This window comes from Kribbella sp. NPDC051718, assembly GCF_040681515.1.
Classification (GTDB): Bacteria; Actinomycetota; Actinomycetes; order Propionibacteriales; family Kribbellaceae; genus Kribbella.
The window spans coordinates 254,233-270,371 of record NZ_JBFAYZ010000009.1 but is presented as its reverse complement, the minus strand read 5'-3'; the positions used below and the strand labels follow the sequence as shown (position 1 = coordinate 270,371).

Sequence of the window (16,139 nt, the reverse complement as noted above, 5' to 3'; positions counted from 1 at the left end):
AAGCGGACGACTCCAGAGAATCACAGTCCAACGGGCAGCCGCAAGGGCTGGATGGCTCGACTTCTGGGCAGTTTCTGACTGTTCACCGGGACTTCGGCCGGAACTCCTTTACCTGCCAGAGGTCGCGGACGGAGCCGTCCGGAGCGGTTCCGGTGGTGAAGTATTCGACACCGAAGCGTCTCGTTGCCGATCGGGCCTGGGCAATTGTTCGGGCGCCGATAACTACGCCGGTTTATTCGACATAAATGACCCGGTTATTCGAGTGTGATTACCGGGTGTGTTTCAGCGTTTCCGGAGGATCTCCCGGATCTTGGCCAGCGCCTCGGCGTAGGCCGCCTCGCCACCGCGCCGGGTCGGCTGGTAGTAGTCCACCTTGTCGACCACGTCCGGCGCGTACTGCTGGCCGACCACGCCGCGCGGATCGTTGTGGGAGTACTGGTACGTCGAGCCGTGGCCGATCTTCTTGGCGCCGGCGTAGTGCGCGTCGCGCAGATGCGCCGGGACCGGCCCGACCTTGCCCGCTTTCACGTCGGCGATCGCGGCGTCGATGGCCAGGATGACCGCATTGGATTTCGGCGCGAGGGCCAGCGCCACGACCGCCTGGGCCAGATTGATTCTTGCCTCCGGCATCCCGATCAGCTGAACCGCCTCGGCCGCGGCGACGGCGACGCCGAGCGCGGTCGGGTCGCCCATCCCGATGTCCTCGCTGGCCGAGATGACCAGTCGGCGGGCGATGAACCGGGGATCCTCGCCGGCCTCGATCATCCGGGCCAGGTAGTGCATCGCGGCGTCGACGTCGGAGCCGCGGATCGATTTGATCAGCGCGGAGGCGACGTCGTAGTGCTGGTCGCCGGCCCGGTCGTACCGGACGGCGGCCCGGTCGACCGCGGTCTCCAGCGTCTTGAGGTCGATGAGCACCGCGCCCTCGCCCGGCTCGTTGCCCTCGGCAGCTCTTGCCTTGGCGCCTCCGGCAGCTGCCTCCAGATACGTGAGGGCCCGACGGGCGTCGCCACCGGCCATCCGGAGCAGGTGATCCTTGGCGTCGTCGGCCAGCTCGAACTCACCGTTCAGCCCGCGCTCGTCGACGAGGGCGCGCTGGAGCAGTACGGCGATGTCGTCGTCGGTGAGCGACTCGAGGGTGAGCAGCAAGGAGCGGGACAGCAACGGCGAGATGACCGAGAAGAACGGATTCTCGGTGGTCGCCGCGACCAGCGTGACCCAGCGGTTCTCGACTCCCGGGAGCAGCGCGTCCTGCTGGGCCTTCGTGAAGCGGTGCACCTCGTCGATGAACAGCACGGTCTCGACGGTGTCGGCCCGGGTCAGGTCGCGCCGGGCGGCGTCGATCACCTGACGGACCTCCTTCACCCCTGCGGTGACCGCCGACAGCTCCACGAACTTCCGGTTGGTGGCGTGCGACACCACCGCCGCGATGGTGGTCTTCCCGGTCCCGGGCGGCCCCCACAACAGCAACGACATCGGCTGGTCACCCTCGACCAACCGCCGCAGCGGCGAGCCCGGACTCAGCAGATGCTGCTGGCCGACCAGCTCGTCCAGACCGCGCGGCCGCATCCGGACCGCCAGTGGCGCCGAGGTGTGATCGGCGTCGGCCAGACTCCCACCCCCACGACTGGAAGCAGGCACGCCTGGCAACTCGAACAACCCATCACTCACCCCCCGACCCTAACCGCCGCCACCGACATTTAGTCCACGAAACCACCGTGACCACAAGGCGAAGGGCCAGACCTCCGGTACCGGCGAGCCCGCTGGCGGACTGGCTCCACGGCCCAAAGCTGACCCCTGCGCCCCCAAGGCAAAGCTGCTCAGATTCTCTTCCGGTACCGGCAGCGCCGACGGATTCGGCGTGGCCTCGGGCTACAGCTGCTCAAGCGATTGAGCAACTCCTCGTCGCCTTGCTCGGTCGCGAACGGCACCGGCACCGTGACGATCGCCCACAACGCACGCAGCCGCCGCGCAAGCTCCAGCTCCGCAGCCTCAGCCCCCGCTCGCAGCGCCATTTCGTCTTCTCCCATGAGTCCCCAGTTCTCCCCTGCCCGGTGTATCGCTGAGGAGGACGACAACGTTTCACCGCCCGCTGGCTTCGAACGGATAACGGCTCACCGCTACCGGCCGCCGACGCCCCTCGACCCTGGGTAACTTGGCCAGCATGGCCCGCCCCCATGAACCCAGCACCACCGATCCCGCCGACCGGCCGGCGACCTACCGCGACGTCTTCGCGGTAGCGGAGTTCCGGTGGTTGTGGGGAGCGCTGCTGGGCTCGGTGATCGGGGACCAGCTGGCCCGGGTCGCGCTCGCGGTACTGGTGTTCGACCGGACCGGATCGGCCGGGCTGTCCGCGCTAACCTATGCGCTCACGCTGCTGCCCGACATCGCGGGCGGTCCGCTGCTGTCCGGGCTCGCCGACCGGTACCCGCGGCGTACGGTGATGGTCGGCTGCGACGTCGCGCGGGCCGGCCTGGTCGGGCTGATGGCGATCCCCGGCACTCCGCTGGTGATTCTGTGCGTGCTGCTGGTCGCCGTACAGTTGCTCGCGGCACCGTTCCAGTCGGCCCGGATCGCCTCGATGGCCACCATCATGACCGGCGACAGCTATCCGGCCGCGATGGGCGTCTCGGCGATCACCCTGCAGCTCGCCCAGCTCGCCGGCTTCGTCGCCGGCGGCACGATCGTCGCCGGGCTCGGCGCGAGCCAGGCACTGACCATCAACGCGATCTCCTTCGCCGTCTCGGCGGTGGTCCTGCGGTTCGGCATCAAGGAACGGCCGGCCCCGGCCGGTACCGAGCCGACCGCCAAACCGAGCTGGTGGGGCTCGTTGTCCGCGGGAGCCCGGCTCGTCTGGCAGAACCGGAGGCTGCGGTACCTGACCGCGCTGATCTGCCTGCCCGGCTTCTACATCTCGGTCGAGGGCCTGGCGACCCCGTACGCCGCGACGCTCGGCGGCGGCCCAGTCGCGGTCGGCGTGCTCTTCGCGGCGAACCCCGCCGGGTACGTCATCGGCGTGTGGGGTTTCGGGCGACTGGCCCCATCGCGGCGACTCGCCTTGATGGGGCCGCTCGCGGTCGGTGCCTCTGCCCCGCTGATCGGGTGCGTCGTCTCACCCGGCCTCTGGGTGACCGTGGCCCTGTGGATGCTGTCCGGCGCCTGCTCGTCGTACCTGATCACCGCCCAGACCACGTTCGTGAAGGATGTTCCTGACGCGCAGCGCGGTCAGGTGATCGGCCTGGCCCGCACTGCGCTCACGGTTTCTCAGGGGTTGGGAATCCTCGCCGCCGGCGTCGCCGCCGACAGCGTCCGTCCGGCCTTGGTCGTGGCCGGTGCTGGTCTTCTGGGTGTCGTCTTCGCGGTCGGCGCCGCGGGCGGCTACCGGCGGGCCGAACAGCCTGGCTGACCGGATGCCCGATCACGACGGCTCGTCCCTGGGTTTACGGCCATTCGTGTACGCGCATCTGAACCCACCTCCTCCTGGACTAACGGTCCGCCTACCGTTGGCCCCTCCGGCCATGACAATGGGTTACTTCGCGTTTACTCTGTTACACGAGGACCAGTGGGGCTGGGGGAACTGTTATGTCGAGTATCAGGTACTGGAGACCAAAGCGCAGGCGTAGGCGCGAGACTGACACCGCTTCTTCATGGGCGCCGGCCCGCTGGGCGCTGTGGTCCGCACCCAAGCCTGTTCTCTTCTATGTGCTCGCCATCGACGCACTCGCGTTCGTCGTCCTGGCCGCATCGTTCCGCGACCTCTCGATCAGCGGCGACGACTGGATCCGGTTCGGTGTGCTCGCCGTCGGCTCGGCGATCCAGACCGAGGCCGGACGAGAGATCGAACGGCTCCGCTGGACCGCCGCGGAAGGCGCCACCTACGCGAATCTGAAGTCGATGTGGATCTTCGCGGCCGTGCTGGTGCTGCCACCGTTGCTCGCGATCGGGATCACGGCGTTGAGCTTCCTGCACTCGGGAATCCGGCTGCGGCGCACCGCGCCCCATCGCGCGATCTTCTCGGCTGCCAGCGTGGTCGTCGGCGCGGCCGCGGCATCGGTGAGCCTGGCCGCCGTCAATCCGACCGCCCATCCCGGCTATGTGGGCGGGTTCATCGGGCTGGTCGCGGTGATCGTCGCCGCCGTGGCCTTCTGGTTCGTCAACTACGCGCTGGTGGTCGGCGCGATCCTGTTGTCCAGCCCAGAAACCAATGCCCGCAAGGTGCTTGGGCGGTCGTCGGATCATCTGGTGGTGTTCGGTGCTCTCGGGCTCGGGGTCGCCAACGGGGCCTTGCTGATGGAGCAGCCGTGGCTGACTGTCGTGCTGCTCATCACCGTGCTCGGGCTGCATCGGGCGCTGCTCGTCGGGCAGTTCCAGTTCGCCGCGCGGACCGACTCGCAGACCGGGCTCGCGAACGCCGTCTTCTGGCACGAGCTGGCCGGCAAGGAACTCGAGCGGGCACAGAACGGTGAGACCTCGCTCGGCGTGCTCTACCTGGACCTCGACCACTTCAAGCTCGTCAACGACACCTACGGGCACCTGGCCGGAGACCAGGTGCTGAAGGTCGTGGCGAACGAGCTGAAGGACGACGTCCGGACCGACGATCTGGTCGGCCGGCTCGGCGGTGAGGAGTTCGCGATCCTGCTGCCGAACACCAGCGCCGAGGAGACCAGCCAGGCGGCGGAGCGGATCCGCCGACGGATCTCCAGAATCACCGCCGCTGTCACCACGGCTCGCGGCCACACCACCGTCGAAGGTCTCACCTGCTCGATCGGCGCCGCCAGCTACCCCGCCGCGGGCAGCACCCTCGACGAGCTACTGCTGGCAGCGGACGCCGCAACCTACGCCGCCAAGAACGCCGGCCGGAACCAGGTCGTCACAGCTCCCGCAAGTTCACGCTAACTGAACGTTTCTCAACCGGAACCCACGGGTCTAGGGCAGATGTTGCGGGGCTTGGACCCGTGTGTTCGATCTAACCCGAGCAAGGGTATCGGTAAGGGAGCTGTCATCAGCCGTCACACTTACGAGTGTGCCCGGTAGGTGGCGCTGACCTTCGGTCGCGGGAGTATGCCGACCGTGGATCGGTCGGTCGAGCTGGAGGATTTGGTCGAGCAGTGGACCCTGCTGGACGAAGAGAGCAGATTCTGGTGTTCGGTAAGGGCAAAGCTAGAAGCTCGGCATTGCCTTGCTGTTGAGGTTCATTGTCCGGCGTGGCGCAGATCAAGCGGATCAACCACGTGAAGCTGTACCGGCCAGCTGCCGGCGAACAAGACGCCTACCCGCGGCTCGCGCCGGTACTGACCTAGCCGGTCCGGTGGGATGTGATCAGTGAGCAAACGACCAAATGATCAAGTACGCCACCGCGATCCAGTCCGGTACCGCCTCCACCGAGGCGATCCTGCGCCGGTTCACGTGCGAGCCGAGAAGAGACCGGTAGGCGGAGCAGTCTGCGGAGTTGGGCGTTGCAGGTTCATGCAATCTCGGTAGGCACCTACCCACCGCCGTTGACTCAGTGCAGTCGGATAGTTACGTTGCGGCTGCAACTTGGGGACCGATGTGTTTGGCGTCGGTGCTTACTCCCAAGTCTCTGCTCGGGGACCGTCCACCTTGATCGGAGAACAATGAGAATACTCAAGACAGCTTCGCTGGCAGCCGCCGCGGCGATCCTCTGCCTGGTCGGCGCGGGCCAGGCCAGCGCCGCTCCTGTGAGCGAGCAGCCCTCGGCGGGATCTGTCGAAGGCCCGTTCGCACGCTTCGCGTTAACCGCGGCTCAGGCGAAATCGCTCCAGGCGCAGGTCGACGAGCAGCTCGCCGCCACCTCCGGCGGTAAGCAGATCAGCCAGAACGAGGTCGCCTACGACGGCGGCGACACCATCATGACCTTCAGCATTCCCGGCCGCACGGGCACTCCGCCTTCGTCCAAGGTGGCCGCTCCCGACGCTGTGGCAGACGTGAGGGGCTGCCCCACCGGTACCTTCAAGGACTGGTCGTGTGTCTACGAATTCAGCAACTTCAACGAGAACACGAACGGTCGGCGGCTCCAGTTCCACGATTGCGGCGGGCGTGACTTCGATACCTACAACTTCCGCGACAAAACTTCATCATGGGTAAACACGCAGTCGAAAGAAGTTCACGTCAGCAACTTCACAACCTCCGGCTCTCTCGTGCTGCTATGGAAAGAGCCAGCGCAGAGTCAGAGTTCCTCAGTCACGCCTGCGAACGACAACAAGGCCGACTACCTCGACGTCAGGTGCTGACTTAGGGCCGCGCTCAAAGTGCATCTGCCGACCTTGAATCTAGTTGGCAGGTCGGCAGACGTCCTCTTAGGTCAAGACGGCTGAGTCGTGATGTCCAGCCAAGAAGAGCGTTCGGGAATCAAGCGACGATGGAAGAGGCGAAAGTGAAGCGCAAGCACTGGGTAACACGTCTAGGTGCGATGATCGGCGCAGGAGCAGTACTCGGCGGTGGCCTGATCCTGCCTCTGCAGGCGCAGGCGGCAGCCCCGCCGTTCACCGGCTGCAAGGTGATCGATGACTATCTTCAGTACGATTTCGCGCAGGACGGCCGCTGGCTGAATACGTTCATCAAGTACAAGTGCAACAACGGAGAGCCGTACAGCTTCGAGGCCAACATCATTCGAGTGTCGGACGGTTCATCGGTCGCCTTCGGCGGGCACGGCGGCGTGGACACCGAACCCTATGCGATCGTCCAAAGCAGATTCTGCAAGGGGAGCGTGAATACGGTCTATAAGGCGGTCTGGAGTCTTCAGATTGATGGCACCACGAAGACCTACACCACCCCCAAGCGCACGCTCCCCTGCTCGTTCTGAGGTGTATAGTCCGCGCCTCGACCACCATGCCGACTCAGGAGATCTGATGCCTTCCAGAGAAGACCCGATACAACTGGTGGCTCCAGCCAACATCGGCCAGGCCAGCGATGGAACCACGGTCTTTCACACCGGGCTGTGGCTGACCCCGAGTAAGAAGTACATGTTTATCGGCTTGATGGTTGAAGGCGAGCCCGCAGCACGGCCCAAGAGGCCGCAGATCGTAGTGAGCGACGGCGCTCAACTCCGAATCGCCGACTTCTACGGTGGTGGCGGTGGAGGCACCCAGAGCCATGCTTGGGTGTTCCAGGCCGAGATCGAGCCCGAGCAGACGAGCCGTCTTGCGGGCGCCACGCTGACGCTCAACTACGAAGACCTTGGGCTCGAGCACACTGCTCAAATCACAGGTCCTGAAAAAAAGTAAGTTCCAGTCCGGATGTGCCGACATCCTTGGATGCTGGCCCTCTCCTGACGTGGCCAGGCCCGCAGGACTCTGCGGGCCTGGCCGCCTCAGGGCTCTCCCGGTAGTGCCTCTCAGCCCCTCCCGACCGAGTTCGCCCTTCGGGCACGGAACGCCGAGAAGTTCCACGGCCCTGTAATGAATCGGCTGCCAGCGTCATAAGAAGGTGTGATGCAAACGGAGGAAACACCTCACGACGCGTTTTGCCGTCTCTACGCAGAGACCTGGCCGGACGTGCTCAGGTATCTAGGTCGCCGCTGCGGGCCAGACGCCGCGGAAGACCTGGCGAACGAGGTGTACCTGATCACCTGGCGACGCTGGAACGAAGTTCCCGGTCGGCGTGAGTTGCCTTGGCTGTATGGGGTCGCTCGTAACTTGCTGCTTGAGCGCTCGCGGGCCCAAGGACGCGACGGCATCGCGGTCAGCGCACAGGCCACGGAGCTGCCCGCTTACCGGGATATCGCCGAGGGTGTCGTGTCCGCCCACGTCGTACGCCAGGTGTTGGCCGAGCTGAAGCCCAACGATCGCGAGATCTTGATCCTGTGGGCCTGGGAAGGTCTCGCGCCACCCGATCTCGGTGGAGTCTTGGGCTGCAGGGCGGCGACGGCCGCGGTTCGGCTCCACCGCGCACGGCGGCGGTTCTCAGCCCTCTACTTCGTTCACGCTCACGACTCAAACCCCGACGTTCCGCACCGGAACGGACTGCGAAAGGCTGTGAGCACCGATGAAACTGTCTGACTCCTCGATCTTCAACTTGATCCGTTCGGTCGATCCAGACCCGGAGGACTCACCGACGCCGCCCACTGAAGTACTCCAGGAACGCGCTCGCCGGCTGACCATCAGAGCTGAACCGCACCAGCCAGCTCAGCAGCCTCGTCGACGGTGGTCCGTGCGTCCCGTGCTGATCGCCGCAACAGGAGTCGCCGCGCTCGCACTGGTCATCCCGGCACTCATCCCAAACTCCACTCCCCAGGCCAGAGCGGCGACTCCGCCGACACTCACCTTCACCCCGAACGCGCAGAATGGAAAAGACCTCCTTCGCTCGATGGCGGCCGGACTGCGTCAGCAGCCCGCCACCGCGCAGGCGACACGTCAGCGCGGAGCCGTTTTCATCAACGAGGGCTACGCCCTGGTCACCAGCGCTCCCGGCAAGGGCGAAGCCACCAGCGCATGGTTCTCCAAGAAGATCACCACAGATATCGAGATCAAGGGCGCAGGTGGCACGACGCGGATCACCTCCGATGAGAGCGAGCCGCATTTCGCGACCGAGGCGGATCGTAAAGCCTGGATCGACAGCGGTGCCGGCGGTACGACCGGAGCCGGTCACGAGTCCACCACCGAGCCGACCGAGCCCGGCATCGTGGCCTGGTACACCCAGCCACCGCTGACCAAGCAGGCTTTCCTCAACGCGGTGTTCACCCGGCAACCGGATCGATCAACCGGCATGCTCCTCAACGGCATCGCGGAAAACTTGGGGACCGCCGTGCTTGAGCCGGCACAGCGCGCTGTCTTGCTGGACGAACTGGCCGCCCGAGATGACGTGCGGTATCTCGGAACGACAACGGACCGAGCTGGTCGACCGGCGTATGGGTTCGCCTACGACAGTGACCGCGCGGGCCTCCCCACCCGGCACATCCTCTTGATCAGTCATGAGGGAGTACTGCTGTCCTACGAGCAGATCCTGACCAGCAATGCCGGCAGCCTGAACGTGGCAATCCCCGCCACGATCTCCTACGCCCTCTATCTCTCGGCCAAGTACCGCTAGCCACGATGCCAGGCCCGGGCGTCATCCGAACAAGCCTCACCCTCAACTTCCAGCGCGAACAACAATCGGCCAGATTGGGCCGGAGATCGAGGGGCTGAACAGGGTGGTGTCCGTTGGGGGAACCCTCAACGGACACCATCCGGCCAACTCGCGAGATCCGGGCTCTGGACAGTGAACTCCCGTCTCAGTTGAGCCTGAACTCCCGAAGCTGGCCCGACGTGACAAGTAGGGGGCTGCCGTAACCTCGCACCGGCCAACCCACCCTCAGCTCGGAAAGATCAGCGAAGTTAGTCGGCGGACCGATAACGGCTCGGGGGCTGATCGGCCGCGTCGGCGTGAGTGGGATCGGTTTGGAGGAGCTCGCGCGCGGCGGCGGCGTAGCGGATCGCGGTGGGGGCGGTGACACCGAAGACGGCGGCTAGGTGGAGTGGGTCGAAGCCGTGAGTGATTGCTTCGTCGAGGTGTCGGTCTTGGCGGAGTCTTTCGATGGTGGCGGGGAGTCCTCGGACGGGCTGGTTGAGCCAGCTTGACGTGACCGGTTTGGTCTCCATGGCTGTCTGTCGGCTGATGATCAGGTGCGGGTTGGCGCTGTGTGGCCACAGGTTGTTCCGATGGTCGAGCCACTCGCGGATGGCCTGGTAGGTGAGGTTGTCGAGGGGGCGTGTGACACCGGCGATGGTGATGCGCCGGTTGCCGAGGTCGACGTCGTCGAGCTGGAGGGTGCGGATGTCGCCGGTGCGGGCAGCCTGGATCGCGGCGAGGGCGAGAACGAGTCGGGGCAGCGGTGTGCTGGTCTGGTTGACCTTGGTAACGGCGTCTGTGATGTCGTCGGGCTGAAGCGGAACGAGGGCCCGGTAGCACCAGATGCCTTTGGGAAGCTTGGTGGTGGGGTTACCGAAGATGGTGCCGGTGCGTTTGCAGTGGCCGAACAGGGAGCGCAGTGCGGTCACGGTCCGGCCTTGCTTGTTGCCTTGGAGGGCGCTGGTCCCGTTGGTGCCATTGAAGAGGTCGAGGAGGTCCTCGGTGGTGATCTCGCGGAGGTGGGAGTAGCGCTGGGACCATGCGGTGAGGGCCGGCAGCAGCAGTGCGGAGGTAGCTACGGGCGGACTCTGGGGCTCGTGGGCGGCTGCGTGGTCCGCCGTCGCGCAGCCGCAGGTGCCAGGCCATGACGTCGTGGCGGATACCTGGTGCGAGTGGGGCGACCTTGCGTTCGAGCCAGCGGTCCTGTGCGGGTACTCGATCGTCGTCCAGGAGCCCGATCGCGGCGAGCACGGCGGTGGTGCGTTCGACCGGGACTCGGCGAGACCGCAGGGCCGGGAAGAGTTCGCTATGCCGTACTGGTTCGCCGTGCTGGTTGGTCGACAGCGCGATCACGAGGCCGACGTTGACCTCCCGGAGCGCGAGCGGCGACCAGCCGCGCAGCTCGGCGAGATCCTGGGCTGCATGGAAGGCCCAGTTCAACCAGGGGTTGTCGGACTCGAAGTGGAAGTATCGCCGATCGATTTGGGCCGGAAGCTCCACTCGGGAGTAGTCGCGGACCATGTCGAACAACGCCAACTGTATGCCCCAGGTACCGCGACGGCGATTCGGGATCTGCAGCGGTGGGAGCCGCTGAACATACAAGCGCCGGTCCGACGGTCGTGGGGGCCGCGGGTCGGCTTTGCGGGGACGATGCATGTGAGTGAAGAACAGCTGGTGATAGCGGGTGTTGACCATGTTCGGCGTCAACCCCCAATGCTGCACGCCCCGCATCCGGTCGCTGGCACATGCCCAGCACAACCGGCAAAAGCCTTTGCTGAGCGCGATAGTGCGTGCGCAGCCGCCACAGTCACCGATGGGATGAACGAAGTTGAAGCGAGCACATGGACCGCACCTGCGACCCGGTAGTTGCCCCCAGGCGAAGCAGTCCACGCAGCCCGACGGTGGCTTGTCAGGCGAGTTCCGGCCACCCATCAGATCCCCGTCACCGCGGCGGCAAGGATCGTCCGTCGCGGCGCTTGGGCGTCACCGCTGGTCCAGGTCCAGCGACCGGCGAGGTGCCGCCACCGCCGGCGGCCTGCACCGACGAGCTGCCCGAGTCGTCTGATTGCCGGGTCACCTTGTTCGGCTCAGGGAGCAGTAGTTCGTCGACCGAGCACTGCAGGACTACGCAGATGACGTCCAGGTCGTCGAGTTTGATGCTTGCGGGCTGGCCGGACCACAGGTTCGACATCTTCCCCGTGGAGATGACCAGGCCGTGTTCGGCGAGCATCCGTTGCAGCTCGCTGGCCTTCCAGATGCTGCGGTTGGCGGCGGCGAGCCGCAGGTTCCACTTCATGACAGTGTTCCTTCCTGGAGTCCGTTGAGGCGATCGGCGGCCCGCTGGTTGCCTGCGACCCAGGCGTCCTCGATCCGGGTGCGGTGGACATGGACGTAGCGCATCGTAGTGAGGATCCAGGAGTGGCCGAGCAGCTCTTGGACCGCCAGCAGATCCAGCCCGGACAAGTACAGCTGGCTCGCGCAGAAGTGCCGCAGTACATGCGGAGTGACCTTGCCTGCCCAGGTCGGTAGGTGGGTCGCGGTCGCTCTGACCAGTCCTCGTCGTAGTGCGTCGTCGCCGACCCGGGCACAGCTGCCGTCAAGGTTCTTGCGTTCGGACGGAAACAGCGGCGCACCCGGCCGCAGGTGATCGTCGTCGAACTGGCCCCAGACATCTTCGATGAACCAGCGCAGAATCTGGTCCGCACCGTTGATCAACGGCACCAGCCGCTCCCTGGGTCCACTACCTCGACTGCCCTTGCCCCAGCGAACATGCAGCTCGCCGAACCGGCCCAGATCCCAGCGCACGTCGGCCAAATCCAGACAACGGGCCTCGTTCACACGCAACCCGACCTTCGACATCAACCGGGACGCGGCGAAGTCGCGAGCCATCGGAGCGAACTTCCGGCATCCGGCCAATTCCTCACGCCAGCCCGCAAACAACGCCTCCAGCTCCGGCTCTGTCGGTGGGATCCGCAACGACGCCGTGGTCACTGCCCGCGGCCGGTTCAGCTCGTCCAGCGGACACTCCACCACCCGCCCTGTCAGCTGATGGATCTCGATCTTGTGCCGCAGCTCGAGGTACTCGAAGAACACGCTCAACGAGCTCGCCCGGCTAGCCCGCGTCGTCTTCGGACTGCTGCGCAGCACCCGCCCGAAATACGCATCGGCGTCGGCCGGCTCCATCTCCCACAATGGACGCCCGAACCACGACCGGACATGCTCCAACCGAGCAACGTCGGCCTGGATCGACGAATCCAGCAACCCAGCAGACGCCCGTGCCAACACGAACCCAGCCAGCACATCAGTCTCGAACCCGGCCAGTTCCTCCGGGCCAACCAGCTCCCGGTGTCCCCGCAGGTCACGTACTACGGCCAGGCTCAAGAGCGCACCTCCGCCTTCACCCAGGGCAGCTAGCTATCACAACTGCCGATGCTTCTTCAGAATTCATGAAGAAGCATCATGTCGAGACGCTGGTTCTCACGGCAAGACAACACGCCAGGTCAGAGCCACACAACCGCCACGGACTACAGATCCGAACTCGAAAACCCACGGGATATTGGACTCGCTCCGGCCATGAGCTGACAGCAAGACAGCCACCACAGAACCTCTGTGGTGGCTGTCTTCTGACTGCTGTGGAAGCTCAGTCCTTGGTGTCCGGCTTCTTGTCTTCGCTGTCGTCGTCCGCCTCGCGGAGTTCCTCCGGGAGTTCGTCGGCGAGGTCTTCGTCGTCGAGGTCGCGGAGTTCTTCGGGGAGGTCGTCCTCGTCGAAGGTCTCGGCGGGGATCTCTTCGGACTGGCCTTCGGATTCGGGCTTGATGGCGTTGCGGAGGCGGCCGAGGATCCGGTCCGCCTCGGTGCCGAAGGGGTTGTCGTTGACCAGGTAGGTCCACGTCGCGGTCGGGCGCGGAACGCCGGAGGCTTCCTCGTCCAGACCGTCGGCCGTGATCTCGGCTTCCTTGAAGGTCTCGGCGGCCTCGGTCCACGCGTCGGCGATCAAGGTGTCGAAGGACGCGATCGCGGACTTGTTGAACTCGTCGATCGGCTTCATGTGCACGATGCCGCCCGCCAGCGAGCGGAGGTGGATGCCTTCGCGCAGGTCGGCCAGGTAGGCGAGGTGGTCGGTCCACTTGCGGTCCAGGTGGTGCAGCGCGATCTTCCGCGCGGCCGCCTTGACGGTGTCCTCGTCGAGCTCCTCGACCAGTTCGTCGTACCGCTCCTTGGCCCGCTCCGCCAGCTCCTCGGCGGCGAGGTCCTCGGTCAGCACCTTCTCGCGGGTGTCGAGCAGGATCGAGCGCTGCTGGCCGGTGAGCCGGTGGTACGACCACGTCGTACGGTGCAGCTCGGCGTTGGCGCCGTCCGCGACGCGCTGCGCGTGCTCGAGCATGCCGATCGCCTTGCGGTCGGTCAGACGGCCGTCGGCATCCGGCGACGGCCGCAGGCCCGACGTCACGGAGTACCGGGTGACGAGCTCGTCAGCCAGGCTGGCGAAGAACAGTGAGCCGCCCGGGTCGCCCTGGCGTCCGGCGCGGCCGCGCAGCTGGTCGTCCAGCCGGCGCGACGCGTGCAGGCCGGTGCCGATGACGTACAGCCCGCCCAGCTCGATCGCGCGGTCCTTGTCGTGCGACTCGTCGCGCCCACCGAGCCGGATGTCGGTACCGCGGCCGGCCATCTGCGTCGACACGGTCACCGTCCCCGGCACACCCGCTTCGGCGATGATCGCGGCTTCCTCGGCGTCGTTCTTGGCGTTCAGCACGACGTGCGGGATACCGGCTTCCTCGAGCTGATCGCTCAGCTGCTCGGATTCCTCGACACTGTGCGTCCCGATCAGGATCGGCCGGCCGGTCTCGTGGACCTCGCCGATGTGCTCGACCAGCGCCTTGTTCTTCTGGGCGACGGTCAGGTACAGCCGGTCCGGCTCGTCGACGCGGACGTTCGGCGTGTTCGGCGGGACGACCGCGACCTCGACCTTGTAGAACTCCTGCAGCTGCTCGCCGACGACGACCGCCGTACCGGTCATCCCGCACAGCGTCGGGTAGCTGCTGACCAGCGCCTGCACGGTGATGCTGTCGAGCACCTCACCGGAGTCGCTGACCGGGACGGCCTCCTTGGCCTCGACCGCCGCCTGCAGACCGTCTGGCCAGCGCTGCAGCTTGGCGATCCGGCCGCGGTTGTTGTTGATCAGGCTGACCTTGCCGTCGCGGACCAGGTAGTCGACATCGCGGCGCAGCAGCACCTCGGCGTGCAGCGCGACGTTGATCTGGGTCAGCCGGTCGAGGTTCTCGTCCTCGTACAGGTTGATGTCGCCGAGGGCCGCCTCGACCTTGTCCGTGCCCTTGTCGGTCAGGGCGACCGTCCGGCCGTCGCCGTCGATCTCGTAGTCGAGCCCGGCGCGCAGGGTGCGGACCAGCGCGACCACGTCGTCGTCGAGCTCCTCGGTCCGGGTCGCGCCGGCCAGGATCAACGGCACCCGGGCCTCGTCGATCAGCACCGAGTCGGCCTCGTCGACGAGCGCCACGTCGGGCTCGACGGTGACCCGGTCGGCGACGTCGTCGACCAGCCGGTCACGCAGTACGTCGAAGCCCAGCTCGCTCACCGGCGCGTAACAGACGTCGGCCTGGTACGCCGTCCGCCGTTCCTCAGGTGTCGAGGCCTGGCCGATGTGGCTGACCGTGACGCCGAGGAGCTGGTAGATCGGGCCCATCCACTCCGAGTCGCGCTGGGCCAGGTAGTCGTTGACCGCCATCACCTGGACGCGCCGGCCACCGATCGCGTAGCCGGCGGCGGCGAACGCACCGGCCAGCGTCTTGCCCTCACCGGTCGCCATCTCGACGATCCGGCCCTGCAGCAGCGCGAGCGCGCCGACGATCTGGCCGTCGAAGGCCCGCTCGCCGATGGCCCGGAGTCCGGCCTCCCGGGCGAGCGCGAAGAACTCGATCTGGTCGCCCTCGTCCAGACCACCGGTGGTCCGCATCTCGGTGACGACCTCGGTGAGCTCTTCGTCGGTCAGGTCCTTGAGCGACTCCTCCGCCTCGCCGACCGCGGCGGTCAGCTTCTCGTACGGGCCGAGGTCGATCGAGCCGGGGCGCTGCAGCAGCCGGCGAAAGCGCGAGGTGAGTTTCATGGCCATGATCTCCGCAACGTACAGCCTGCCGAGGTCGTTCCGCTCACCGGGTTGGGCGTGTCAGGGCTTCCATTCGTAGGGCGTGGTCGTAGTGACCGCATGGAGGCCGAGCTTCTGCAAGATCGGGCGAGAGTCCTCGGACGCGTCGACGCGCAGGAACTCATACCCGCGCTCCTTGGCGATCTTCGCCCGGTGCACCAGGATCGCGCTGTACAGCCCCTGCCGGCGCCACTCCGGCAGCGTCCCGCCACCCCACAGGCTCGCGAACCCGGTCCCGGGATGGAACCGGATCCACGCGGCCGTCAACGCCGGTCCCTCCGGACCCCGCAGCGCATCCTCGATCAGCGTGATCGCCAGCCGGTCCGGAAACATCCGGTACTCCGCGGCCAGCCGCTCCTCGATCCGCTCCAGCCCCATGTGCCAGAGCGAATCCATCAGCACCGCGATCCGATGGAAGTCGGCCGGGTCCTCCCCGACGTCCCGCATCCGGACCTTCGACGGCAGCGCCGACGGCCGGGCCAGGATCGCGTCAACATCGCCGAGGATCAGCGTCTCCGGATCGGCCTTGACGAATCCGGCGCGGACCAGCCGCTCCCCCAGGTCCGCGGGCTCGTCGTACGCGTAGGTCTTCCACTCGAACTCCAGCCCGCGCTCGCGGAAGAACGCGACCTGGGCGGCGATCACGGCGTCCGGGTCGTCGCCGAGCCCGCGCGGCGTCTCGACGAACCCGCCGCCGCCCTCGCCCTCGAAGTACGAGCGGTGCACGAGCCCGTCCAGCTCCTGCTTCCAGCCGGGAATCGTGTCGGCGTCCGGCAACCGGATCCGGCGGTGGAAAACGTCTAGCAGCTCATCGGGTGTCATCCCGGCCATCCTCGCCGTTCGCAGGTCAACCGTCATCCCCTTTACGGCGTCTTACCGGTAGAGCACTCGGACGTCACGGAAGGGATGAACG

General features: G+C 66.3%; 14 protein-coding genes. 7 read left to right on the top strand and 7 right to left on the bottom strand.

Translation table 11 applies throughout. The features are described 5' to 3' along the window. Positions 1-282 precede the first annotated feature (282 nt). Both AB0M15_RS30875 and AB0M15_RS30870 read right to left on the bottom strand, forming a co-directional pair. On the bottom strand, positions 283-1,671 hold the full coding sequence (locus AB0M15_RS30875; protein WP_363825657.1) for a replication-associated recombination protein A: 1,389 nt from the start codon (positions 1,669-1,671) through the stop codon (positions 283-285). Positions 1,672-1,820: 149 nt separating this feature from the next. After that, a complete protein-coding gene (locus AB0M15_RS30870) occupies positions 1,821-2,030 on the bottom strand; it encodes a hypothetical protein (RefSeq protein WP_363825653.1) in 210 nt (69 codons plus the stop codon). A 134-nt stretch (positions 2,031-2,164) separates the two neighbouring features. Here AB0M15_RS30870 and AB0M15_RS30865 point away from each other — a divergent pair, with 134 nt between their 5' ends. The 7 genes from AB0M15_RS30865 to AB0M15_RS30835 all read left to right on the top strand — a co-directional run bounded on the left by AB0M15_RS30865 (position 2,165) and on the right by AB0M15_RS30835 (position 9,045). Further along, entirely contained in the window at positions 2,165-3,406 is a 1,242-nt protein-coding gene (locus tag AB0M15_RS30865) for an MFS transporter (protein WP_363825645.1), read from the top strand. Positions 3,407-3,702: 296 nt separating this feature from the next. Further along, positions 3,703-4,896, top strand: coding sequence for a GGDEF domain-containing protein (locus AB0M15_RS30860; RefSeq protein ID WP_363825642.1), 1,194 nt, complete (start codon positions 3,703-3,705; stop codon positions 4,894-4,896). A gap of 719 nt (positions 4,897-5,615) precedes the next feature. After that, positions 5,616-6,251 (top strand): hypothetical protein, encoded by a 636-nt coding sequence (locus AB0M15_RS30855; protein WP_363825639.1) that lies wholly within the window; start codon positions 5,616-5,618, stop codon positions 6,249-6,251. 143 nt (positions 6,252-6,394) lie between these two features. Then, positions 6,395-6,823 (top strand): hypothetical protein, encoded by a 429-nt coding sequence (locus tag AB0M15_RS30850; protein WP_363825636.1) that lies wholly within the window; start codon positions 6,395-6,397, stop codon positions 6,821-6,823. Positions 6,824-6,869: 46 nt separating this feature from the next. Then, positions 6,870-7,244, top strand: a complete 375-nt coding sequence (locus AB0M15_RS30845; protein WP_363825632.1) for a hypothetical protein — start codon at positions 6,870-6,872, stop codon at positions 7,242-7,244. 207 nt (positions 7,245-7,451) lie between these two features. Then, entirely contained in the window at positions 7,452-8,018 is a 567-nt protein-coding gene (locus AB0M15_RS30840) for a sigma-70 family RNA polymerase sigma factor (protein ID WP_363825627.1), read from the top strand. Positions 8,019-8,169: 151 nt separating this feature from the next. Continuing rightward, positions 8,170-9,045, top strand: a complete 876-nt coding sequence (locus tag AB0M15_RS30835; protein ID WP_363825624.1) for a hypothetical protein — start codon at positions 8,170-8,172, stop codon at positions 9,043-9,045. Positions 9,046-9,332: 287 nt separating this feature from the next. Here the strand turns inward: AB0M15_RS30835 and AB0M15_RS30830 are convergent, their stop codons facing one another. The 5 genes from AB0M15_RS30830 to AB0M15_RS30810 form a co-directional block, all read right to left on the bottom strand. Next, on the bottom strand, positions 9,333-9,995 hold the full coding sequence (locus tag AB0M15_RS30830) for a hypothetical protein (RefSeq protein ID WP_363825621.1): 663 nt from the start codon (positions 9,993-9,995) through the stop codon (positions 9,333-9,335). Between the two features lie 1,013 nt (positions 9,996-11,008). Continuing rightward, a complete protein-coding gene (locus tag AB0M15_RS30825; RefSeq protein WP_363825618.1) occupies positions 11,009-11,362 on the bottom strand; it encodes a helix-turn-helix transcriptional regulator in 354 nt (117 codons plus the stop codon). Further along, entirely contained in the window at positions 11,359-12,447 is a 1,089-nt protein-coding gene (locus AB0M15_RS30820; RefSeq protein ID WP_363825615.1) for a site-specific integrase, read from the bottom strand. The genes AB0M15_RS30825 and AB0M15_RS30820 overlap by 4 nt, the downstream gene beginning before the upstream one ends. A 259-nt stretch (positions 12,448-12,706) precedes the next feature. Next, positions 12,707-15,187 carry an accessory Sec system translocase SecA2 gene (gene secA2 / locus AB0M15_RS30815; RefSeq protein ID WP_363825612.1) on the bottom strand — a complete coding sequence of 827 codons (2,481 nt, stop codon included), beginning with the start codon at positions 15,185-15,187 and terminating at the stop codon, positions 12,707-12,709. Between the two features lie 60 nt (positions 15,188-15,247). Next, positions 15,248-16,048: a GNAT family N-acetyltransferase gene (locus AB0M15_RS30810; RefSeq protein WP_363825609.1), complete on the bottom strand. Its 801-nt coding sequence runs from the start codon at positions 16,046-16,048 to the stop codon at positions 15,248-15,250. Between the last annotated feature and the right edge of the window lie 91 nt (positions 16,049-16,139).

What these genes read in the sequence shown, in the direction of transcription:
- AB0M15_RS30855 (WP_363825639.1), top strand. Translation starts at nt 5,616, where the DNA reads ATGAGAATACTCAAGACAGCTTCGCTGGCAGCCGCCGCGGCGATCCTC.
- AB0M15_RS30845 (WP_363825632.1), top strand. Translation starts at nt 6,870, where the DNA reads ATGCCTTCCAGAGAAGACCCGATACAACTGGTGGCTCCAGCCAACATC.
- AB0M15_RS30870 (WP_363825653.1), bottom strand. Translation starts at nt 2,030, where the DNA reads ATGGGAGAAGACGAAATGGCGCTGCGAGCGGGGGCTGAGGCTGCGGAG.
- AB0M15_RS30810 (WP_363825609.1), bottom strand. Translation starts at nt 16,048, where the DNA reads ATGACACCCGATGAGCTGCTAGACGTTTTCCACCGCCGGATCCGGTTG.
- secA2 (WP_363825612.1), bottom strand. Translation starts at nt 15,187, where the DNA reads ATGAAACTCACCTCGCGCTTTCGCCGGCTGCTGCAGCGCCCCGGCTCG.
- AB0M15_RS30825 (WP_363825618.1), bottom strand. Translation starts at nt 11,362, where the DNA reads ATGAAGTGGAACCTGCGGCTCGCCGCCGCCAACCGCAGCATCTGGAAG.
- AB0M15_RS30865 (WP_363825645.1), top strand. Translation starts at nt 2,165, where the DNA reads ATGGCCCGCCCCCATGAACCCAGCACCACCGATCCCGCCGACCGGCCG.
- AB0M15_RS30840 (WP_363825627.1), top strand. Translation starts at nt 7,452, where the DNA reads ATGCAAACGGAGGAAACACCTCACGACGCGTTTTGCCGTCTCTACGCA.